This window comes from Pseudomonas paralactis, from assembly GCF_001439735.1.
In the GTDB taxonomy this organism is placed as follows: Bacteria; Pseudomonadota; Gammaproteobacteria; order Pseudomonadales; family Pseudomonadaceae; genus Aquipseudomonas; species Aquipseudomonas paralactis.
Genome location: NZ_JYLN01000007.1, coordinates 262,897 through 284,304, shown reverse-complemented (window position 1 = coordinate 284,304; position 21,408 = coordinate 262,897). Strand labels below are relative to the sequence as shown.

Here is a 21,408-nt window from a genome sequence, read left to right as displayed (position 1 = left end):
AGAATGAGCGCATTCTTCAAGGGTGTGGGCGCCGTGCTGGGCCGGTTTTGGGTTTGGAGCCTGTTGCTGGCGCTTTTGTGTGCGGCAGCGGTGTGGTTCTGGGGGCCGCTGCTGGCGGTGGATGATCAGCGCATCTGGCAGAGCGCGACGGCTCGTCTGGTTACCATTTGCGTCGTATTTCTGCTCTGGGGGCTGGTGATGGCCCAGGCCAGCGGTGGCCGTGCCGCCAGGCGCCCACAGTCTGAGCGCCAGACACGCCAGCAGCCGTCGAAAGCGGTGGAGAACGAGCAACGCTGCGTGCGCGCACGGTTCAAGGATGCGGTTCATCTACTGAAAACATCCAGCCGTTATGGAGAGCGCAGTGCGCAGTGGCGCCATGAGTTGCCCTGGTACCTGTTGATGGGTGAGTCGGGCAGTGGCAAGACCCAGCTGTTGGCGGCAGCCGGCTTGCAGTTAACGCCTGATCACGCGGACAGGCGAGCGACGAACAACAGCGCTCATTGCCAGTGGTATTTCGCCGACGAAGGCGTACTCATCGACACTCCGGGGCGCTATCTGACCCAGCCTGACAGTGCAGTGGATGCCGCAGGTTGGGCCACCCTGCTCAATCTCCTCAGGTGGCGGCGCCGGGTGCGCCCGCTCAACGGCGTGGTGGTGGCGCTGTCGGTAGACACGTTGCTCAACACCAGCGAGTACGACCTGGATCATCATGCCCGTCGTGTGCACTCGCGCTTGCAGGAGATTCAACAAACGTTACATGTGGATGTGCCGATTTATCTGGTGTTGACCCAGGCCGATCGATTGCCCGGATTCACTGAGTTCTTTGATTCACCTCATGGGGAAAGTGCCGACGGCTTGCTGGGCCAGCCGCTGACCGTCGGCAGCGGTATACCTGAAATTACCCAGGTTCATGAGGCCGTCGAGGGATTATTGCAGCGTTTGAACGGTGAGCTGATTACGCGCTTACACCACGAGGGCAACGTTGAACGTCGTGGTCAGATTCTGGAATTTCCCCAGCAGGCGGCACGCGTCGGTGAGCGTGTAAGCCTGTTCGCTGAAATGGCCTTTTCTGCTCATCGTTACCAACCCATCAATGGTTTGCGCGGGTTCTTCCTGACCTGTGCCGATGACAGGCATGTACGTTTTGTAAGGGGCCTGTTCAGTCAGGTGATCTTTGCCGAAGCCGGCCTTGCGAGCCTGCAAGCCCAGGAGCAGCGGCGCATCCGTCAGCGCCAGGGGCTGCAAGCGATGACAGTCGCGTTGGTTCTTGGCGGCGTCGGCGGCCTGTGGATGCACAGCTATAACGTCAACCATCAACGCCTGGTCCAACTGGCGGCATTGGTCGCCCACGCGACGCCGTCGGTAGTGGCTGCTAGCGATGAAAGCCCGGCGTTGTTGGCGCTGTTGGACGCGCGCCTGGCGGCCAGCCGGGTGTTTCCGACGGCGCAGGATGTGCGCCTGGTCGAGCGCCTTGGCCTGTATCAGGGCGAACTGAGTCGTCCCTGGGTAGACCAGGCTTATGAGCAGGCGCTGCAACAGCAACTGCTGGTCTGGATAACCGCGCAGCTTGAGGAACAGGTAGACGCCAGCCTGGGAGACCGCGAGCGGTTATTGGATAACCTGCGTGCGTATTTGATGCTCAATCTGCGCGAGCGTCGTGACGCCGCCTGGCTGGCACAACATGTGACAGGCCTTTGGTCGGTGCGTTTTGCCGGGGATATGCCCACGCAGAAGCGTCTGGGTGAACACTTGGCGCGGCTGATGCAACTGCCGTTTGGCACAACGCTTAACGACGAGCGAGTGGCCCGAGCCCGCGAAGTGCTGAGGGGGGAATCGTTGGCCGACGGCGTGTATCGGGTACTGCGCGAACAAGCGCGCAACCTGGAACCGCTGCGTCTGGCCGAGGGGAAGGTATTTGCCACGATCGATCCGCCCGTGCCCGGTTTCTATACAAAAAGGTATGTGCAGTACTTTGAGGCGCAGGGCCCGAGGCTGGTCAATGCCATTGCTCAGGATAATTGGGTGCTGGGGCAGGGCACTGACCTGGGGCCGCAGGATTTGCGGCGTTTGATGACAGAGCTGCAGCAACGCTATTTCAGTGAGTATGCCGATGCCTGGAGCGACGTGCTCGGCCGTGTCAGGCTGCAACAGACCGACAGTCTGCGCCAGGATGCCGACCAGCTCATGAACCTGACCTCGGCACAGTCCCCCTTGATTCGGCTCTTGCAGCAACTGCGTGAAAACACTCGTTTGCTGCCAGGCCATGAGCTGCTGGATAAGGTGTCCGGGCAGTCGGGAGAGCTGGCCGGGGTGGCCAAAGTGATGCTGGCGGAGGGGCAGTCGGTTTTTGCCGATGCGCCGCGACAGGCATTGCAGCAGCGTTTTGAACCCTTGCATCAATTGCTCGATGAGCAGCACAACCCCGGCGCAGAGTTGACCCAGGCGTTGCGTTTGCTCGGTGAGCTGCACCTGCAACTCACGGCATTGAACCGGGACAGCGCGCCAGAGCAGGCGGCCTTCCTGCGTGCCAGGCAGCGTATGGAGGGGCAGCAGGATGTACTGGGCAACGTGCGTGATGCTGCTGCGCGTCTGCCGCTACCGCTTGCCGGTTGGTTCGAGGGCGTGGCCGACGACAGTTGGCGGCATTTGCTGGAGCAGGCCTATGTGCATGTCAACCAACGGTATCAGAGCGACGTGCATAGCCTTTATGCCAAGGCCCTGCGTCGACGTTATCCATTCAATGCCCATGCAAGCAGTGATGTTGCGCTTCACGATTTTCAGGAGTTCTTCAAACCGCAGGGGGTGATGGCGCGTTTTTATGAGGGCTATCTTCGGCCTTTCATCAGCGTCGATGGCAGCCGCTACAGGTTGCGTGGGCTCGATGGCCAGAGCTTGCCGGTTTCGCGTTCGCTGCTGGACCAATTGGCGAAAACCCAGGTAATCCGTCGCGGCTTTTTCAGCGAGGATTCGGGGGAGTTGTCTGTGCGATTTACTTTGGCGCCCTACAGCCTGGACCAATCGGTCAGCCGAGCCGTACTGCGGTTTGGCGACCAGCAGTTGGAATATCGGCACGGTCCGATCACGCCCGTGGCGTTTCATTGGCCCACCGAGGCAGAGAATGGGCGCAGCAGTCTTGTGCTGGACAGGGGCACGGAGCAGCGGCCGTTGGGCATTGAGAAAAACGCCGGGGCCTGGTCGCTGTTCCGGTTCTTCGATCTGCTGCAGAAAGAACCCGCAAACGCTGCAAACAGGCAGATTATCAAGGCAGACCTCGCCGGTCTGCGTGCCAATTACCTGCTGACCAGCCAGCGCACGCCCGGCCCGTTTGATATCGACACATGGCGCACCTTCCGATTACCGGAGCAACTGTGAGCCAGGCCGGCGCCCATTGGCGCAGTGCCGGGCGCACCCAGCGAGGGCAGGCGCGACTGCGTAATGAAGATGCGTTTCTGGACAACCCGCATGGCGGTTGCTGGGCTGTGGCGGACGGAATGGGCGGCTATCGGTATGGAGATGTCGCCAGTCGTTGGGTGGTCAGCGACCTGGCTTCAGTGACGGCTCATGGCAACCTCGATCAGCGCATCAATGCCGTTCGGGAAAGTTTGCAAGGTGTTAACCAGCGATTGAGGCAAGCCTGGACAGCGCCCGGCGCAAATGATGGCGCGACGATGGGCAGTACCGTGGTTGCCTTGCTGCTGGAGAGCGGTCGGGCAGCGTGTGTCTGGGCCGGAGACAGTCGCTGCTATCTATGGCGCGGCCAGAACCTCTACCAGTTGTCCAGAGATCATTCGCTGCTGCGGCGCCTGATGGACGAGCGTCATCTCAGCGTGGCGCAAGCCCAGGCGCATCCCGACGCCAGGGCCTTGACCCGGGCCGTTGGCGCGCGCTCGCGTTTGGAGCTTGAGGTATTGGAGCTCAGTACCCGCCCAGGGGATGTATTTCTGTTGTGCAGCGATGGCTTGTATCAGACCCTCAGCCATGTCGAGCTGGGGCGAGCACTGAGCAGGCGAACGCCCCTGCAGGCGGTGGAGCAATTATTCGCCGCAGCGTTGCGCAGGCCGGTGCGAGATGACCTGACCGCGGTGGTGGTGCAGCCGTGAACCTGGCGGTCGCACCATCACGTCTGCTGGCCGGGCGTTATCACCTTGAGCACGTTCTGGGCAGTGGCGGCATGGGGGTGGTGTACCGTGCGCGCGATCTGTTGCATGAACAATTGGGCGAGCCCTGCTCCAGGGTGGCACTTAAGGTGCTGGGCGAGTCGATTTCCCAGTGCCCCGACGCGCATGTGCTGTTGTACGGCGAGTTTGCGTTGGCCCGCAGCCTGCGGCACGAGCGTGTGGTACGGATGTTTTCATTTGAGGTCGACACCCACAGCAAGATTGCATTCTTCACCATGGAGCTGCTGCCAGGGGTGACCCTCGATCGGCTGCTGCTGGAGTGCCCCTATGGTTTGCCCTGGCAAGAACTGCAACCCATCGCCCTGCAGTTGCTGGAGGCTTTGGCCTACATCCACCAAAAGGACGTCCTGCACGGCGATGTGAAACCCGCCAACGTCATGGTGGGAGAGGAGGGCATACGTTTATTCGATTTTGGCCTGGGGCATACTCAGGCTCAGGAGGCGATGGGCTTGCCGAGTGTCAGCCGCACTCGCTTCAATGCCTGGACACCCGCCTATGCGGCCCCGGAATTGCTGGAAGGCGGTGCGCTGAGTGGCGCTGCGGACGTATATGGGCTGGCCTGCATTGTGTACGAGCTGGCCAGCGGCCGGCGCATCGGCCCACGCACCTCCACTGACCGGCTGGCCCGGCCCGCGCAACTACCCAGGCACTGCTGGCCGGCATTGCGTTCGGCGTTAGCGATAGATCCGCAGCGTCGAACCATAACAATCGCCGAATTGCGCGAAGTGATGGCCAGCAGCCGGCCACGCTGGTGCCTGTAGCGTAAAGGTCAGACCGCCAGGCCATGCAGCTGGCAGTACTGCGCCCAGTCCATGCCGGCCATTTGAGCGACTTCTTTATGCACTTCGCGGCGCTGGGCCTCAAAGGCTTCGGTGGAGTCGGCCGTCAGTTTGAGGGTCAGTTCCCAGGCGAACAGCTGTTGCTGCTCCGCGTGGGCTTCGAACGCTTCGTGCAAGCGCTCGGCGCGATATTGCGCCAGGGTTTCCCCTCTGGCCTGGGCGGCCAATGGGTTGAGACTGTCCAGCTCGGCGGCGATGTGCGGCTGATCGCGCAAAAACCTGTCCAAAGCAAGTTGGTAAGTATCGCTGGGTGCTGACAAGGACATACCCTTAGTGCGAGGGACGGGACTCGGCATCGGCAGAGTGCGCATGCAAGTGAAGGCGCGCACGTTTGCGGGCTCTGCGCCGCATCCAGTTCTGCAAGGGCGCCAGCAAGAAGAACATCAGGTAAGCGACCAGCACCAATGCCAGGTCGACCCAGGTTTCAGCGACAGGCCCGGTGAACAGCTCAATGACATTCTTGATCACAAACAGCAGCACCACACTGCACAACCACAGCAGGATGGTGACAAATAGGGGACGCATGTTGCTCGACCGCTTGTCTTGCATAGTGAAGCTCTCTCCTTTGTACCTGTTGTCGTTCCAGGCTTGATTCCCCGAATGCGCACCTGCTGATTGGCAGGTTGTAACATCCTTTAACATGCAGACGGGCGCGGATGATACCGACTCAGATAGGCTTAGGGGTTGCTTCAAGTCAGAAAGTTCGATAATTCGGTAGGGAATTAGTGTGGCTATCTGGCATCTGGTCGCAAAAAGCGCGGCACGGGCTGGCAAAAGTCTTTCGCACCTGCTCTCAGGACGTGTAGCGTTAGCGTGTGTTTCCGGCCCTGACTTCCAGGGGCAATAGGTGACGGGCAGAGGATGGCTCATGGCGCAAACGCTGTTCAAACTGTTCCTTACCCGGCGCCTGGCGGTCCTGGCCAGCACCGAGTCGTTGCGTGCGATTCGTGAGGGATTGTTATGGATACTGCCATGTCTGTTGGTATCCGCCGGTTTTCTGATCCTGTCCGAATGCGCCCAGGCGCTGGGGTTTGACCCCCAGGTAGTAGGGTTCCTGGCAGGCTTGCACAACCAGATAAGCTCGGTGATTCCGTTGCTGGTGGCGGCCTCCATCGGTTACATGTTGGCGATCCAACATCGTCTGCCACAGCTGCCGGTCGCCTTCCTGTGCCTGGCCCATGTGGTGGTTGCCACCTTCGTGTTGCGCGACTATCCCCGCGCTTCGGCCACCTTCCTGCTGTTTATCGCCATCGCTTCGCCGTTGATCAATGTGCCTGCCATTGCCTGGCTGCACCGCTTTCGCTGGACGCGCCTGGTCAATGAAGACCTGGTGGGGCATAACCTCAAGGGCACCATCAATATGGTGATCCCAGGGGCGATCACCGCGTTGTTACTGGTGGTGGTCCTGTCGTTGCTGCTGCTGATCCCTTACGTGGCGCAATTGCAGGGCCCCCAGGTGCTCGATGCGTTGCAATCGCCCTACAGCACTGGATTGTTCGTGACGCTGATGAACTCGCTGCTGTGGTTCTTCGGCATTCACGGCGTCTATGCCATGCAGCCGCTGTTTAACGTACTGGACCAGGCCGTGGTGCTTAACGGTGCGGCGGTGGCGGCGGGGCAGCCGGTCCAGTATTTGCTCAATAACGGCCTGCTCGGCAGTTTTGCGTTTATCGGCGGATCGGGCGCGACCTTGTGCCTGCTGCTGGCGATCCTGGTGTTTTCCCGCAGCCACTCCATGCGATTGCTGGCGATCGCCAGCTTGCCGTTGTCGTTATTCAACGTCAGCGAGGTGCTGTTGTTTGGCTTGCCGATCATCCTCAACCCGCGTTTGTTTATACCGTTTCTACTGGTGCCGGCGTTCAACGCGATGGTGGCCTTGACGGCGGTGCAATTGGGCTGGGTCTCGCCAGCGGTGGCCAGCGTGCCGTTTACCGCGCCGGTGCTGCTTAATGCCTACCTCAGCACCCATGGCGACCTGGCGGCTGTGGCCCTGCAAGTGCTGCTGTTGGGCGTGGGCACGCTGGTGTATGCGCCTTACGTGCGGGCCATTCACCGTCAGTCCATCGACGGTGGCACGGTTTACCTCAAGTCTCTGGACATGACCTTTCGCGGCCTCGAAGAAAAAGGCCGTCTGCTGGAGTTCGATCCGGTAATGGCCTCCCATCGGACCCTGGCGCGACAGGCGGTTGAATTGAGCCGGATCCAGCAGATCAGCGATTACGAGTTCTACCTTGAATTCCAACCCCAGGTCTCCACCCGCACCGGCTTGTGCACCGGCTGCGAGGCGCTGATGCGCGCCCGGGACAGCCAGGGCACGGTGCATTCACCCTGGGAGTTCCTGCAATGGCTGGCGCAAGCCAGGCTGATGCCGGATGTGGATGTGTGGGTGGCGTCCCAGGCCGTGCGTCAGTATCAGAAGTGGCGCAAGACCGGTTTTGAACTGCCCATGACCATCAATATTTCCAGTACCACCTTGAAGGACGCCGCCTATGGGGATCGGCTGGTGGAAATTCTTGCCCAGGCCGATGGCCGAGTGTCGGTGGAAATCACTGAAGATGCGTTGGTCAGCGATATCCCCGCCACCCGCCAAACCATTCATAAACTGCAGGCCATCGGGGTAAAAGTGTATCTCGATGATTTTGGCACCGGGTTTTCGGGGTTGAGTTACCTGCATCAGTTTCCCGTGGACTTCATCAAGATCGACCGCAGTTTTGTGGTGGCCCAGCGCGACCCCAAGGGCGCCCAGGTGCTGACTGGCATGTTGCGCTTTTGTGAGGCCTTGAACCTGGGCGTGGTGGTGGAGGGGGTGGAGACTGCCGAGCAGTTGGCGTTTTTGAGTACGGGGCCTGAGTTGATTATCCAGGGGTGGTATTTCAGTAAGGCATTGCCGGGGGATCAGTTGCCGCGCTTTGTGCGTGAGCGGGCGGCGTTGGTTTGATCCGACGGTGTGCCTGTCCGTATCCGGTGCGTGTTTACCTGGCGCGCTGAGATCAAAATGTAGGAGCGAGCTTGTTCGCGAAAAACCTCAACGATAATGCGTATTTCCTGAATAAGCGCGGCGCCTATGGTTTTTTCGCGAGCAAGCTCGCTCCTACTAAAGCCTTGACTGACGGGCATTCGGGCTCCTAGGCCGACTCATAGCCGCGCCGCGTGCGCTCAATCTCTTCAATCAAGCCATCGATGCCCGCCAGGCGTGCGCGGTTGTCATGTTCCCAGGGATGAAACCCCGGTTTGAAATAATGCAGCCACGGTCTGAACATCCGCGGGAACACGCCCTTGGGCCCGTACAAATACTTGAGCATGCGCCACAGCCCCTTCAACGTGCCGCCCGAGGTGCGGTCGGCAATCAGCAGGCGCACGTGGAAGTCCAGCACCACCAGCCAGAACATGACGGTGGTGGTCAGCATGGTGCCCGTGCGTAGCAGGTAGCGTGCGGGGCCGGGTTTGATCACCTGGTTCCAGACATCAAAGGCGACGGCTTTATGTTCGGTTTCTTCCAGGGCGTGCCAGTACCACATCTGCTGATAACCCTTGAGTGAATCACCAAAGCGCGAGGGATCGCTCAGCAGGATTTCCGCCAGCATCGCGGTGTAGTGTTCAAGGGCGATGGTCACCGCCAGGTTGAACGACGGCGGCAGGTGTTTCTTCTGCAAGTCGAGGAAGAACTTCAGGCGTCGGTCGAGGGTGTGCGCCGGCAAGCCTGCCGCTTGCAGCAGGTCGTTATAGGCCACATGTTCGCGACTGTGCATGGCTTCCTGGCCTATGAAGCCCTGGATTTCCTTTTTCAGTTCAGGATCATCGATCTGCCCGCGGTAGTGGCGCACGCTGTCCATGAAAAACAGCTCGCCCTGGGGAAACAGCAGCGACAGGGCATTGAAGAAATGGCTGATAACCGGCCCTTGTTCATGCCAGTTCTTGATGCGCTCGGCAGGCAAGGCAAAACGGATATCGCGACGGATCGGCAACATAGTGCGTCCTCCTGTTCAGAGACGGGACTGGTCATTGGTTTCAAAGACCTGTGTGCGCGGCTTGGGCGCCATGCGTTTGCTGGCAAACACCACCAGCGCCTGATAGGCCGAAGGCAGGCAGCGGGCGAGCAGGTCAAGAAAATAGGCGTCGCGGCCGATCAGCACGCGGCGCTTGTTTTTGCGTACACCTTGCAGGATCACTTTGGCGGCCTGGTCGGCGTCGGTAATAAACAGCTTTTCGAAATCGGCGCGGGCCTGCTGTTCGCTGTGGATGAGGAAGCCGGTCATGTTCGCGTCGATACGGCTGCTGCGACAGATATCGGTACGAATGCCACCGGGGTGCACACAGGTGGCCGATACGCCGCAGCGTTGCAGGTCGAGTTCCTGGCGCAGCGCCTCGGTGAAGCCGCGCACGGCAAACTTGGTGGCGTTGTAACCGCTCATGCCGGGTTGGGCGAACAGGCCGAACACGCTCGACGTATTGACTATATGCCCTTCGCCGCTGGCCTTCAGATACGGCAGGAACGCCTTGGTGCCATGCACGACGCCCCAGAAGTTGATGCCGACAATCCATTCCAGGTCGGCGTAGTCCACGCCTTCGACGGTACTCGACAGCGCCACCCCGGCGTTGTTGAACACCAGGTTGATCTGCCCATGTTCTGCCGCACAGCGTGCAGCCCACTGCTGCATGGCCTGGCGGTCAGAGACGTCCAGCACCTGCGTGGTGACGGTGACGGGCGATAAGGTCGATGTACGGATCAGTTCCAGGGTCTGTTCCAATCCCTGGCTGTTCTTGTCGGCCAAGGCCAAGTGGCAGCCGTCGCGTGCCAAGGCCAACGCCAATGCGCGGCCCATGCCGGAGGCAGCACCGGTGATCGCCGCAACGCGGCCGTTGAATGACTTCATGACAGGCTACCTTCTGTGGCGCAGTGGGGCGCTGGTACGGGACGTGGCAGGCCGGGCGTCGGCAGCGGGCTGGCGACGTAGTCCTTGAGCGCAAAGTGCCGAGTGATCTGTTTGAAACGCCAGGTCGAACCGGGCCACAGCGTGGTGTTCTTGCCGGTGCGTGGGTCCAGGTACCAGCTCTGGCAGCCACCCGTGTTCCAGATGGTGCGTTTGAGTTTGTCCTGCAACTGGAGGTTGTAGGCGTGCTCCACGGCAGGTTTGACCTCGACCGTGGCAATGCGCTGGCGCTGCATGCGTTTCAGGGCATCGAGGATGTAGGTGACCTGAGCTTCGATCATCAGGATCATCGAGTTATGCCCCAGGCCGGTGTTGGGTCCGACGATCAGAAACAGGTTGGGATAACCCGGGACGGTGGTGCCTTTGTAGGCATGGGCGCCATCGCCCCAGGCGTCCATCAGGTCGATGCCGGCGCGGCCGATAATGCAGTCGCGCGGCAAGGGGTCGCTGGCCTGGAAGCCGGTGCCGAAGATCAGGCAGTCCGCGGGATGCTTGATGCCGTCGGCGGTGATCACACCGTCAGCTTCGATGCGCAGTACCCGGTCGGTGACCACCTCTACATTGCTGCGCGACAGCGCTGGATAGTAGTCATTGGAAATCAGCACGCGCTTGCAGCCGATGGTGTAGTCCGGCGTCAGCGTTTTGCGCAGGGAAGGGCGGGCCACTTGTTTGTGCAGGTGACGCAGGGCGATTTTCTGCACCATCTTCATCAGGCGTGGGTGCAAGGCAAAACCCACCACCCGGCCTTCCAGTGCCCAATAAAACGCGCCGCGCACCAGCTTTTGGGTGAACGGCACGTGTTTGAACAGCCAGCGTTCAAGCGTTGAAATCGGCCGGTCCGGTTTGGGCATAATCCAGGGCGGCGTACGCTGGAACAGGTCCAGGTGCGCCACCTGTGGCGCGATCTGCGGCACGAACTGAATGGCACTGGCGCCGGTGCCGATCACGGCCACGCGCTTGCCTTTCAACGAGTAGTCATGGTCCCACTGCTGGGAGTGAAAGCGCTTGCCCTTGAAGCTGTCCAGCCCCGGAATATCCGGCAGCGCCGGGCGTGACAACCCGCCCATGCCCGATACCAGCACCCGTGCGCTGACTTTGCGGCCATTGCTGAAGCTCAGGTGCCAGCGCTGCTGTTGCTCATCAAATACCGCACGTTGCAGGGCCATGCCGAAACGCAGGTAGGGCGCCAGCTCAAAACGTGTGGCGCAGTGTTCCAGATAGGCGCGGATCTCAGGTTGTGTCGCGAACTGTCGCGACCAGTCCGGGTTGGGCGCAAAGGAAAATGAATACACATGGGACTGCACGTCACAGGCGCAACCCGGGTAGTGGTTATCGCGCCAGGTACCGCCGAGGGTCTGGGCCTGTTCGGCGATGAAGAAGTCGGTGAGCCCGGCCTCCTTGAGCTTGATCGCCATACACAGGCCAGCGAACCCCGAGCCAATGATGGCAATGTCAATTGAATCACTGTGGGCAGTCATGGGCGTGCCTCATAGATAGAAAGCGGGTGGGCATCGGATGTGCTCCTTTTTTTGTTTTGTCTTTTAGATAGAACACCATTGCAAAGGAAAATTGAATTAATTATTTTAAAAAAGATTTTAAATAATCTACCTGAAAATTTCGCCTACGCTAGGACCCTGTTGCGCATTTGCGATTTGTCCGACGGACGAGCGTTCTATGCATGAAGTCCAGGTCCAGGGTGTGGACGATGGCTGAGGCCCTGATCAATTCCGGTCGGGTCGCCAGCAGCAGGGAAGCAGAGGACCGAGCTATGTCTGTTGAATGGGTTGTCGCTGCGGGAGTGCTGGCGGTCGCCAGCGCGGTGTTATGGGGCTTGAGTGCCTGGATGACGCGGCGCATTGAAGCGTGCGTTCCGATCGACGGGCGTTTCGTCGAGGTGGATGGTGAGCGCTTTCATTATGTCGAAGAGGGCAAAGGCCCGCCGCTGGTGATGATCCATGGGCTGATGGGCAGCAGTCGTAACCTCACGTATGCCTTGTCCGGCCAGTTGCGTGAGCATTTTCGCGTGATCACCGTCGATCGGCCGGGGTCTGGCTATTCCAGTCGACGCAGCGGCACTGCAGCAGACCTGCCGGCCCAGGCCCGGCAAATCGCGGCTTTTATCAACACGCTCGACCTGGATAAGCCGTTGGTGCTGGGGCATTCCCTGGGTGGCGCGATTGCTTTGGCGCTGGCGCTTGACCATCCCCATGCAGTGTCCGGATTAGTGCTGGTGGCACCCTTGACCCATCCGCAACGCATGTTGCCGCTGGTGTTCCTGTCGTTGGCGGTGCGCCCCGCCTGGCTGCGGCGCTGGATGGCCCACACCCTGACGATGCCTGTCGGCCTGCTGAGCAAAAACGCGGTGGTCAAAGGCGTCTTCGCCCCCGATGCCGCACCGCCGGACTTCGCCACCCGCGGCGGCGGGCTGCTGGGCATGCGGCCAAGCAATTTCTATGCAGCGTCCACCGAGATCAACCAGGTTAACGAGCACCTGCCCGACATGGTCAGGCGTTACTCACAGCTGACCTTGCCCATCGGGCTGATCTATGGCGCCCACGACAAGGTGCTCGACTTTCAGAAACATGGCCAGGCCCTGGCGAGCAAGGTGCCAGGGCTGAAAATGCAAGTGGTCGAAGGCCGCGGGCATATGTTGCCGATCACCGCAACAGAGCGCGTGGCGGCGCTGGTGATGCAGGTCTCCAAGCGCGTTCGGCCCGGGGCAGACATCAGATTACTGCACCCACCCAAGGCCTTCGCGAGTCGATAGGGGGGCAGCCGATTCGCGGTTCAAAGGCGTTGATGCCGGTTCTGGACACCTGACCAAACGGCTGAAAAGAGACTGCTCGGTCACGGTGAAAAGGGCTGGAGAAACTAGTTGACGACCTAACGATTCCGCGCTATTTATTTAAAAAAATTATTTCAATGTGTAATTTGAAATTATTTTTGAAATGCCTAAGAGCGAATAAAATAATGAAAAAAACGCCTTTTATCGCATGGTTGATTTCTCGGGGCAGTCAGTGTTCCGTAACCCTGTTTGCTGCTCCACTACACACCGACTGTGTACGGAGGCTGCCATGAATCAGACCCTGGCCGCCCCGCACGTCTGGACCGACGGCAAACGCCACCTGTGGTGGCTCGGCATCATGCCACTGGCAACCCCCTTGCTCTCCGGCGCCCTGGCAATCGGCACCGGCGTGCAGCAATTGTGGTGGGTGGGCGTGCTGGTGATCTTCGGCCTGATCCCGCTGATCGACGGCCTGCTCGGCGAAGACGTCAGCAACCCGCCCGAATCTGCGGTCAGCAACCTCGAATCCCAACGCTACTATCGCTGGATCGTCTACACCGGCGTGCTGTTTGTGATTTCTTCAGTGATCATCACCGGCTGGCTGGCCGCTGGCGGCATCGACTGGATCATCAGTGGCGGCCTGCTGAACGCTACGGCGACGCTTGAACCGTCGAGCTGGCTGGCCAAAGCTGCTGCGTTCGTCACCGCACGCACTGAACTGCATGGTCCCATCAGCGTGTTCACTTACCTGGGCATGGCAATGTCCACCGGCGCCGCCACCGGCATCGCGATTAACACCGCCCATGAGTTGGGGCACAAACCCAAGCCTCTTGAGGTGTTCCTGGCCAAGGTCACCCTGGCGCCGACGTTCTACGGGCACTTCTATACCGAACATAATCGCGGCCATCACGTACGGGTCGCCACTCCGGAAGATCCTGCCAGCTCGCGGCTGGGGGAGAGTTTCTGGGCATTCCTGCCGCGTTCGGTGTGGTTCAGTGCCGTGTCGGCCTGGAACCTGGAGCGCGAACGCCTGCGCAAACTCGGTTTGCCGGCCTTGCACTGGAAGAACGCCGTGCTCAGCGCCTGGATGTACAGCGTGGTGTTGTGGGGCGCGATGATTGCCTGGTTGGGCGCAGCGGTGATTCCATTCCTGATCATCCAGGGCATCTACGGGTTCTCGTTGCTGGAAGTGGTGAACTATGTCGAGCATTACGGCCTCAAGCGTCAGAAGTTGCCCAATGGCCGTTACGAACGCTGCTCGCCGCGCCATTCATGGAACAGTAACCGCATTGTTACCAATATCTTCCTGTTCCAACTTCAGCGGCATTCCGATCACCATGCCAACCCTACGCGCAGTTATCAGTCATTGCGCCACTTCGATGAGTCACCGCAACTTCCATATGGTTACGCGAGCATGATTGTCTGGGCTTACGTGCCTTACTTGTGGCGACGCCGTATGGACCATCGGGTGCTCAATCATTATGCCGGGGATATCACGCTGACCAATCTTCAACCGTCACAGCGTTTGAAGTATCTGGAGAAGTACAGCAACAGCGCCAAGCCGTTTTGAGATGAAGTAAGCAGTACGGGCGTATTCGGGATCTGTGTATCGCGCAGTTTCTTATCGCCCGAACTATCAGGTGCAAGAACGTGGTTTGACCCTACAAAAATAATTTCAAGGGAAGGACGTACACCATGCAAAGTTCTGCCAAGTTCACCGCCCACATCCTGCTGGCCGCGATGGGCCTGATTGTCTATCACCAGGCCCAGGCTGCCCGTATTGAACCTGCCGGCAGTGCCTTCACTGCCCAAGGGCCCATCAGCTTTTCCAAAGGCAAGCTGATCAGTGCCGACTGCACCATCAAGGTGGCCGGCAAGGTCGCGGCCGATGGCGCGTCGGTGAACGTCGATAAAGTTGAATTCGACGGTGGCCTCAAATGCAGTCGCGTCGAAGCGATCAACTTGCCCTGGGTGCTGGTCGCCAAAGATACAAAGAGCGGCTCGATGTCGAAGATCAGCGTCGATGTGCATGCCTTCGGCCTGGGCGGCAAGTGCGGCCCCTCAACCGCAGACGGTACATGGGATAACGCCACCGGCAAGTTGGAAGCGGCCAATGTTGCCATTGGCGAGGACTGCAAGATCAATACGGTGTCGATCAAGATGCCGCCCAACTTCAAAGTGGTCGAATAAACCGTTCCAACTGTTGCAGCGGTAAATGCATTGAAATTTGGCTGGAAAGGGAAGTTCTGCAGTTTCACCGTGACCTCTCGATCATGGCCATTACCCCTGGCGAAATGAATCGCCATAACATGTGAGGAAAAACAATGAAAAGCTTGAAAACTCTCGTGTCGCTCTCTGCCTTGGCTGTTTGCATGGGTGCTGCATCCATGGCCAATGCCTATAGCATCAGTCCAGTGAACTCGAGCTTCACCGCACCAGGCACCATTTCAGTGAAGTCGCCATCTTCGTTCCAGGCCACCGTTAACTGCGGCGCGACCTTTACCGGGAACGTCAATGCTAGCGGCGTAGCGCAAATTACCGGCGTGTCTGTGACTGGCGGCGGCCTGTGCGCCTTGCCAAAGATCAGCGGCTTGCCATGGGTATTGAGCGCAACCGGCCCGGCCGCTGGGTCGGTCACCAACGTCGGCTACAACATCGCCGCTTCGGTTCTGTATCCGGCCTCCAACTGTGGCCCTTCGACCATTGCGGTGGGCTACAGCGGCGGTGTATTGACGGCGACCAACCAAACCCTCAGCGGTAACTGCACCGTCGTGAGCTTGAGCGTCACCCCAAGCCCTACATTCACCATCGTGCCTTGATGGCGGGTTGAAGTGCGGGGTTGATCACCTGCTCAAGGACTGGCGCCTGAACCAGGCGCCAGTTCACCAATGGCCTGGCAGCAAGACAAACCGGCAAAGCCGGCTCAGAGAGATAATAATAAGGAGTGGGGCATGAATAATAAGAAACAACAGGTGTTGCTGGGGCTGGCACTGATAGGAGGTGCGATAGTCACCGCGCCTGTGCAGGCCGGCGGTTTTTCTACCCCTACCTACGGTGCGCCAGGTTGGGGTCGGGCCTTTGCCGGTGGTTCGTTATTCAAGAACGACCCTAGCTCGGCCTATAACAACCCGGCCGCCATGGCGTTTGTCGAACATAACGTCGCGCAGTTCACGGTCGACTATGCGCGTATCAAGATCAAGTACAAGGGTAATGCCTCTGATTATGCCGGCAACCCGATTTCCAGTACGCCGTTGGACGAGAATGGTTTTCCCGACGGCGCAGCGACCACTGTCAATAACAACGACGGTGGCCAGGGTGGCTTCACCGCCTGGCTGCCGACTGGCTTCATGGTGATGCCGCTTGGCGACCGGTTCGCCTTCGGTTTGAGCCAGGTTGTACCCCAGGGTATGCGCTCCACCTGGGATGAAGATTCCAAAGTGCGCGATTTTGCCGTCGATACCAAAATCGAAACCGTCGGGTTGACGGGCTCCTTGTCGTTCAAAGTCAACGACCAGTTCTCTATCGGTGGCGGCATGATTGTGCAGCACAGCAAGGGTTTCGTCAGCCAGAACGTCGACCTGTTGTCTGCGGCGGCGGTGTCTGATTCCGAGCTGGGCGGCATCAATTTCCCCTCCGATGTGGGGCACGCGTTGATGCGCGTCAAAGTCGACAATATCTCGACTGGCTGGTTTGCCGGCGTCGTGTGGAAGCCCACTGAACACGACACCTTGGGCTTGAATTACCACGCCAAGATCAAAAACAAGATGACCGGTAAATACAACCTGTATGCCGATCAGTTTTCCTACAACCTCATGACCCAACCCAGCCCATTCGGTGGCAACGGTACGCTGGTCAACACAGCCTATCCTGGCCTCAATCTGGCCCCGGACGGCGCCCATGCCAGTGTCCAGCTGGATATTCCCGCCACAGCCGGCCTGGACTGGGTGCATCAGTTCAATGATCGCTTGACCCTGGGGGCGAGCGTGACATGGACCGAATGGTCATCGTTCAAGGACCTGACGCTCGACTCCGGCGACATGCGCATTGTCTCCATTCCCTACAACTACAAGAACACCTGGATGTACTCCCTCGGCGGTGATTACCGTGCGACCGATGAGCTGACCTTGCGTGCAGGCGTTGCCATTGACCAGACACCGACACGCAACTCCACCCGCGATCCACGGATCCCGGACGGCGACCGTACGTTTCTCTCCCTGGGGGCGGGTTACGACGTTAAAGCCGTCAAGGGGCTGAGCCTGGACGTGGCCTATTCCCACCAGTTCGTGCAGAAGGTCAACCTCAAGACCAAGAACGTTGATCGCCTGGGGGGTGCGAGCCTGGATGGCAAGGCCGAGTCTTCCGGGGATGTGGTGAGTTTGTCGGCGACCTACGCGTTCTAGCGCTACATGCACAGCGGACGGAGGAGGGCAGCAAGCTCATCTTGCTGCTGTCCCCCAGGGCTGTAATTTTTCTCGGCATTCCTTTAACAGGCTGATTCGGTCAGCCGTTTTTTTGCTCCATGATTAAATAAAAATTTCAAAACATAATTTGAATTTAGTCTTTCAGGTTTGTAGTGTGGCTTTACGCCGTCGTGCAGTTCGACTTGCCCGTGCTCTGGCCACACCCCGAATCAAGTAGAGGTATCCCTATGCTTATCTGGTTATTGGTGGGTTTCGCAGCAGCGATTGCCCTGGCGTATCGACAAGCCGCCGCCACGCTGTGGCTGGGCGCTGGCCTGGTTTGGCTGGCAGCGGGTTACCTGTTCAGCATCGTGGCAGGCCTGGGCACTGCCGTCGCGGCAGTACTGGTGGTGGGGCCGGCCTTGGTACTGGCGATCAAACCCCTGCGCCGTACGCTGTTGACCAGCAAGGCCCTGGGCCTGTTTCGTACAATCATGCCGGCGATGTCCGACACAGAGCGTGCGGCCATCGAGTCCGGAACCGTGTGGTGGGATGCCGAGTTGTTCAGCGGCAAGCCCAACTGGCAGCGCCTGCTGCAAGCCGCGCCGGCCAGCTTGAGTGCAGAGGAGCAGGCCTTTCTCGACAATGAAGTCGAAACCCTGTGCGACATTGCCAACGATTGGGAAACTACCCAGGTCTGGCAAGACATGTCCCCTGAAGGCTGGCAGTACACCAAAGACGCTGGCTTCCTCGGCATGATCATTCCCAAGCAGTACGGGGGCAAAGGCTTCTCCCATTACGCCCACTCCCAGGTGGTGATGAAGCTGTCGACCCGCTGCTCGGCGGCGGCGATTTCGGTGATGGTCCCCAACTCCCTGGGCCCGGCCGAATTGCTGCTGCATTACGGCACCGACGCCCAACGCAATTACTACCTGCCGCGCCTGGCGCGTGGCGAAGACATCCCGTGTTTTGCCCTGACCAGCCCGTATGCCGGCTCCGATGCAGGCGCGATCCCGGACCTGGGCATCGTCTGCAAGGGGTTGCACGAAGGTGAAGAAGTGCTGGGTTTCAAAGTGACCTGGGACAAGCGTTACATCACCCTGGGCCCGATTGCCACGGTACTGGGCCTGGCGTTCCGCGCCGAAGACCCGGACGGGCTGCTCGGCGCTGCCGGCTCCCTGGGCATTACCTGTGCGTTGATTCCGACCTCCCATCCCGGGGTGAACAGCGGTCGTCGTCACTGGCCGCTGAATGCGGTGTTCCAGAACGGGCCTACCACCGGCAAGGATGTATTCATTCCGTTGGAGTGGGTGATTGGAGGCCGTGAACAAATCGGCAACGGCTGGCGTATGTTGATGGAATGCCTGGCCGCGGGACGGGCGATCTCTTTGCCATCGGCCAATGTCGGGCTGGGCAAGGTCGCCGTGCGCGGCACCACGGCCTACGCAGCTATGCGCAAGCAGTTCGGCCTGCCAATCGGCAAGTTCGAAGGGGTGCAGGCGCCGTTGGCGCGCATGGCCGGGCATCTGTATGCCTGCGATGCGGTGCGCAAGGTTTCGGTGGCATCCCTGGATGCCGGCGAGAAACCGTCGGTGATTTCAGCGATTGCCAAATACCACGTCACCGAGCGCGCACGGATCATCGTCAACGACGGCATGGACATCGTCGCCGGCAAGGGCATCTGCATGGGGCCCAACAACTTCCTCGCCCGCGCCTACCAGCAAAGCCCTATCGCCATTACGGTGGAAGGCGCAAACATCATGACCCGCTGCCTGATCATCTTTGGTCAGGGCCTGATTCGTTGCCATCCTTATGTGTTCCGCGAAATGGAAGCGGCGCGCAACCCCGATCGGCGCAAGGCGCTGGAAGACTTCGACAGCGCGATGTTCGGCCATGTGAGTTTTGTACTGGCCAACACCGTTCGTGCAGCAGTGCATTCCCTGACCGGTGGGCGCCTGATTGCCGCGCCGGCCAAGACCGACCCGGCGCTGGCGTCCTACTACCGTCAGGCCAATCGGCTGTCGGTAGTGTTGGCGTTGATCTCCGACGTTTCCATGGGCGTGCTCGGTGGTGCTCTCAAGCGCAAGGAAAGTATCACCGGGCGTTTGGGGGATATTCTGTCGCAGCTGTACATTTTGTCCTGCGTGCTCAAGCGTTTCGAGGACGACGGCCGGCCCCAGGCGGACTTGCCACTGGTGCATTGGGCTGCACAGGACGCCCTGTTACGCGCCCATGAAGCCCTGGCCGAAGTGCTCGACAACTACCCCTCGAAACCGGCGGCTGCGGTGGTGCGCGCCTTGAGTTTTCCGTTTGGCATTCCCTTGCACAAACCGTCGGATCGACTGTTGGCGCAGGTGGCCGATGTGGTGCAAACCCCTGGGGAGACCCGCGATCGCTTGCTGGCCAACTCTTACATCCCGCGCCCGGAAATCGACAAGCTGGCCTATGGCGAACTGGGCTTTCGTTTACTGCCCCAAGTGGAGTCGATCGAGGCTCGGCTCAAACCCGCCATCAAGCAAGGTTTGCTTGGCCCGCTGCCGATTTCTGCGACGGCCTTCACCGATTGGCGCGTCAAGGCGCGGGCGCTGGACTTGATCAGCGACGACGAGGACGCCTTGCTGGGGCGCTATGTGGAATACGCCGATCACGGTATCCAGGTGGATGACTTCCCCCAGGACTTTGGTTTGCTGGAGGCGTTGCAGCAGCGCAAGCAGGCGCTGGAGCCGACCGCCAAGCGTCGCAGCAGCCAAAGCGAAAACGCCCCGGTCAACTAACAGAAACAGTGACCAGATGTAGGAGCGAGCTTGCTCGCGAAAAACGTCAACGATAACGCGGGTTTCCTGAATGAACGTGGCACCTGTGAATTTTTCGCGAGCAAGCTTGCTCCTACAGGCGTCAGGACCAGGATTCGTGTTGTGAGTGGAACCCTCTATGAGTGACAACTACCTTTCATTCGTCAATTCCCCCTGGGGCCGTCGCCTGGCCCAGGCTGTTGGCTTGCCGCAACCCTTGCTGCTGCAACGTCATCGCAGCGGCCAGGCCGGGTTGGCCAACCCGGTGATCATCGCCGGGGCAGGGCGCCTGTCGGCGTCGGTGCAGCGTATCTTCAGCGCCACCGACACCGTCGCCGCCACTGCGGCGAGCCTCAAGGCGCCGTCCACGGTCAAGGTGCAAGGCGCAGTGTTCGATGCCAGCGGTGTGGTCGACCTGCAACAGTTGGACGAGCTCTACCTGTTCTTCCACGCCAATGCCAAACGCCTCGGCCAACATGGCCGAGTGGTGGTACTCGGCACTGCGCCGGAACACTGCCAGGACTTGCCCCAGGCCATCGCTCAACGCGCGCTGGAGGGCTTGGTGCGCTCGCTGGCCAAGGAGCTGCGTCGGGCGATCACCGTGCAATTGCTGTACGTAGCGCCGGGTGCCGAGGAGGCATTGGACAGCAGCCTGCGCTTCTTCCTGTCACGCCGTTCGGCTTATGTCTCGGGGCAAGTGGTGCGCCTGGAAAAACCTGTGGAGGGCGACACCGCCGTCAACTGGGACAAACCCTTCGCCGGTCGCCGTGCCTTGGTCACAGGGGCTTCCCGAGGCATCGGCCTGGCCATCGCCCAGGTGCTGGCGCGTGACGGCGCCCATGTGGTGTGTGTGGACGTGCCCCAGGCCCAGCCAGCCTTGCAACAGGCCGCCGACAGCGTCGGTGGGTCGGCCTTGCCGCTGGACATCACTGCCGCCGACACCGCCGCGCTGCTGCAAGCCCATGTCAGCCAATACGGTGGCTTTGATGTGGTGGTGCACAACGCCGGGATCACCCGTGACAAGACCATCGCCAAGATGACCGAAGCCGCCTGGCGCAGTGTGATGGCGGTTAACCTCCAGGCGCCGCTGCAGCTCAGTGAAGCCTTGCTCGACAACCAGGGCGTTAACCCCGGCGGGCGTATCGTCTGCGTGTCGTCGATCTCCGGGATTGCCGGCAACCTGGGGCAAAGCAACTACGCCACCTCCAAGGCGGGCGTGATTGGCCTGGTGCAAGGTCTGGCGCCGCGTGCGGCTGAGCGGCAGGTCACTGTGAATGCAGTCGCGCCCGGGTTTATCGAAACGAGGATGACCGCGAAGATTCCCTTGATGATCCGCGAGGCGGGGCGGCGCATGAATTCGTTGTCCCAGGGTGGGCAGCCCATTGATGTGGCCGAGACCATCGCCTGGCTGGCTCATCCTGCCTCGGGCGGGGTGAATGGCCAGGTCGTGCGGGTGTGCGGCCAAAGCCTGTTGGGGGCCTGA

General features: G+C 60.1%; 16 protein-coding genes. 11 read left to right on the top strand and 5 right to left on the bottom strand.

What is annotated here, in order from left to right:
• Nucleotides 1–3: 3 nt before the first annotated feature.
• The 3 genes from tssM to TX23_RS19120 are packed head-to-tail and all read left to right on the top strand — an operon-like array spanning nt 4 to nt 4,939.
• Nucleotides 4–3,372 (top strand): type VI secretion system membrane subunit TssM, encoded by a 3,369-nt coding sequence (gene tssM, locus TX23_RS19130; RefSeq protein ID WP_057703546.1) that lies wholly within the window; start codon nt 4–6, stop codon nt 3,370–3,372.
• Nucleotides 3,369–4,100, top strand: a complete 732-nt coding sequence (locus TX23_RS19125; RefSeq protein ID WP_082629657.1) for a PP2C family protein-serine/threonine phosphatase — start codon at nt 3,369–3,371, stop codon at nt 4,098–4,100. The genes tssM and TX23_RS19125 overlap by 4 nt, the downstream gene beginning before the upstream one ends.
• Nucleotides 4,097–4,939 carry a serine/threonine-protein kinase gene (locus TX23_RS19120; RefSeq protein ID WP_057703544.1) on the top strand — a complete coding sequence of 281 codons (843 nt, stop codon included), beginning with the start codon at nt 4,097–4,099 and terminating at the stop codon, nt 4,937–4,939. The genes TX23_RS19125 and TX23_RS19120 overlap by 4 nt, the downstream gene beginning before the upstream one ends.
• An 8-nt stretch (nt 4,940–4,947) precedes the next feature.
• On the opposite strand, the gene TX23_RS19115 is transcribed toward TX23_RS19120, so the two are convergent.
• Nucleotides 4,948–5,277, bottom strand: coding sequence for a DUF6388 family protein (locus TX23_RS19115; RefSeq protein WP_057703636.1), 330 nt, complete (start codon nt 5,275–5,277; stop codon nt 4,948–4,950).
• A 10-nt stretch (nt 5,278–5,287) separates the two neighbouring features.
• Complete coding sequence (locus TX23_RS19110) at nt 5,288–5,542, bottom strand: hypothetical protein (protein ID WP_232910529.1); 255 nt, start codon at nt 5,540–5,542, stop codon at nt 5,288–5,290.
• Nucleotides 5,543–5,885: 343 nt separating this feature from the next.
• On the opposite strand from TX23_RS19110, the gene TX23_RS19105 reads away from it, so the two are divergent.
• Complete coding sequence (locus tag TX23_RS19105) at nt 5,886–7,955, top strand: PTS sugar transporter subunit IIC/EAL domain-containing protein (protein ID WP_057703542.1); 2,070 nt, start codon at nt 5,886–5,888, stop codon at nt 7,953–7,955.
• Between the two features lie 187 nt (nt 7,956–8,142).
• Here TX23_RS19105 and TX23_RS19100 read toward each other — a convergent pair whose 3' ends face one another.
• From TX23_RS19100 to TX23_RS19090, 3 genes are read right to left on the bottom strand one after another with little or no spacing between them, the layout of a single operon-like run.
• Complete coding sequence (locus TX23_RS19100; protein ID WP_057703541.1) at nt 8,143–8,985, bottom strand: metal-dependent hydrolase; 843 nt, start codon at nt 8,983–8,985, stop codon at nt 8,143–8,145.
• Between the two features lie 15 nt (nt 8,986–9,000).
• Nucleotides 9,001–9,891: an SDR family NAD(P)-dependent oxidoreductase gene (locus TX23_RS19095; protein ID WP_057703540.1), complete on the bottom strand. Its 891-nt coding sequence runs from the start codon at nt 9,889–9,891 to the stop codon at nt 9,001–9,003.
• The gene (locus tag TX23_RS19090; RefSeq protein ID WP_057703539.1) at nt 9,888–11,426 is read right to left on the bottom strand and encodes a flavin-containing monooxygenase; all 1,539 of its coding nucleotides are present in this window, start codon (nt 11,424–11,426) and stop codon (nt 9,888–9,890) included. Before TX23_RS19090 ends, TX23_RS19095 begins: the two co-directional genes overlap by 4 nt.
• A gap of 290 nt (nt 11,427–11,716) precedes the next feature.
• Here TX23_RS19090 and TX23_RS19085 point away from each other — a divergent pair, with 290 nt between their 5' ends.
• From TX23_RS19085 to TX23_RS19055, 7 genes are all read left to right on the top strand, one after another.
• Nucleotides 11,717–12,715: an alpha/beta fold hydrolase gene (locus tag TX23_RS19085; RefSeq protein ID WP_057703635.1), complete on the top strand. Its 999-nt coding sequence runs from the start codon at nt 11,717–11,719 to the stop codon at nt 12,713–12,715.
• 307 nt (nt 12,716–13,022) lie between these two features.
• Nucleotides 13,023–14,303 carry an alkane 1-monooxygenase gene (locus TX23_RS19080; protein ID WP_057703538.1) on the top strand — a complete coding sequence of 427 codons (1,281 nt, stop codon included), beginning with the start codon at nt 13,023–13,025 and terminating at the stop codon, nt 14,301–14,303.
• Nucleotides 14,304–14,428: 125 nt separating this feature from the next.
• Nucleotides 14,429–14,923: an alkane oxidation protein activator PraA gene (praA, locus tag TX23_RS19075; protein ID WP_057703537.1), complete on the top strand. Its 495-nt coding sequence runs from the start codon at nt 14,429–14,431 to the stop codon at nt 14,921–14,923.
• A gap of 134 nt (nt 14,924–15,057) precedes the next feature.
• A complete protein-coding gene (gene praB / locus TX23_RS19070) occupies nt 15,058–15,552 on the top strand; it encodes an alkane oxidation protein activator PraB (RefSeq protein WP_057703536.1) in 495 nt (164 codons plus the stop codon).
• Nucleotides 15,553–15,684: 132 nt separating this feature from the next.
• Entirely contained in the window at nt 15,685–17,133 is a 1,449-nt protein-coding gene (locus TX23_RS19065) for an outer membrane protein transport protein (RefSeq protein WP_057703535.1), read from the top strand.
• Between the two features lie 248 nt (nt 17,134–17,381).
• A complete protein-coding gene (locus TX23_RS19060) occupies nt 17,382–19,907 on the top strand; it encodes an acyl-CoA dehydrogenase (RefSeq protein WP_057703534.1) in 2,526 nt (841 codons plus the stop codon).
• Between the two features lie 157 nt (nt 19,908–20,064).
• Entirely contained in the window at nt 20,065–21,408 is a 1,344-nt protein-coding gene (locus tag TX23_RS19055; protein ID WP_057703533.1) for a 3-oxoacyl-ACP reductase, read from the top strand.

Coding starts and splice junctions, on each gene's coding strand:
- TX23_RS19065 (WP_057703535.1), top strand. CDS start 15,685: ATGAATAATAAGAAACAACAGGTGTTGCTGGGGCTGGCACTGATAGGA.
- TX23_RS19080 (WP_057703538.1), top strand. CDS start 13,023: ATGAATCAGACCCTGGCCGCCCCGCACGTCTGGACCGACGGCAAACGC.
- TX23_RS19100 (WP_057703541.1), bottom strand. CDS start 8,985: ATGTTGCCGATCCGTCGCGATATCCGTTTTGCCTTGCCTGCCGAGCGC.
- TX23_RS19095 (WP_057703540.1), bottom strand. CDS start 9,891: ATGAAGTCATTCAACGGCCGCGTTGCGGCGATCACCGGTGCTGCCTCC.
- TX23_RS19105 (WP_057703542.1), top strand. CDS start 5,886: ATGGCGCAAACGCTGTTCAAACTGTTCCTTACCCGGCGCCTGGCGGTC.
- TX23_RS19110 (WP_232910529.1), bottom strand. CDS start 5,542: ATGCGTCCCCTATTTGTCACCATCCTGCTGTGGTTGTGCAGTGTGGTG.
- praB (WP_057703536.1), top strand. CDS start 15,058: ATGAAAAGCTTGAAAACTCTCGTGTCGCTCTCTGCCTTGGCTGTTTGC.
- praA (WP_057703537.1), top strand. CDS start 14,429: ATGCAAAGTTCTGCCAAGTTCACCGCCCACATCCTGCTGGCCGCGATG.
- TX23_RS19085 (WP_057703635.1), top strand. CDS start 11,717: ATGTCTGTTGAATGGGTTGTCGCTGCGGGAGTGCTGGCGGTCGCCAGC.
- TX23_RS19060 (WP_057703534.1), top strand. CDS start 17,382: ATGCTTATCTGGTTATTGGTGGGTTTCGCAGCAGCGATTGCCCTGGCG.
- TX23_RS19055 (WP_057703533.1), top strand. CDS start 20,065: ATGAGTGACAACTACCTTTCATTCGTCAATTCCCCCTGGGGCCGTCGC.
- tssM (WP_057703546.1), top strand. CDS start 4: ATGAGCGCATTCTTCAAGGGTGTGGGCGCCGTGCTGGGCCGGTTTTGG.
- TX23_RS19090 (WP_057703539.1), bottom strand. CDS start 11,426: ATGACTGCCCACAGTGATTCAATTGACATTGCCATCATTGGCTCGGGG.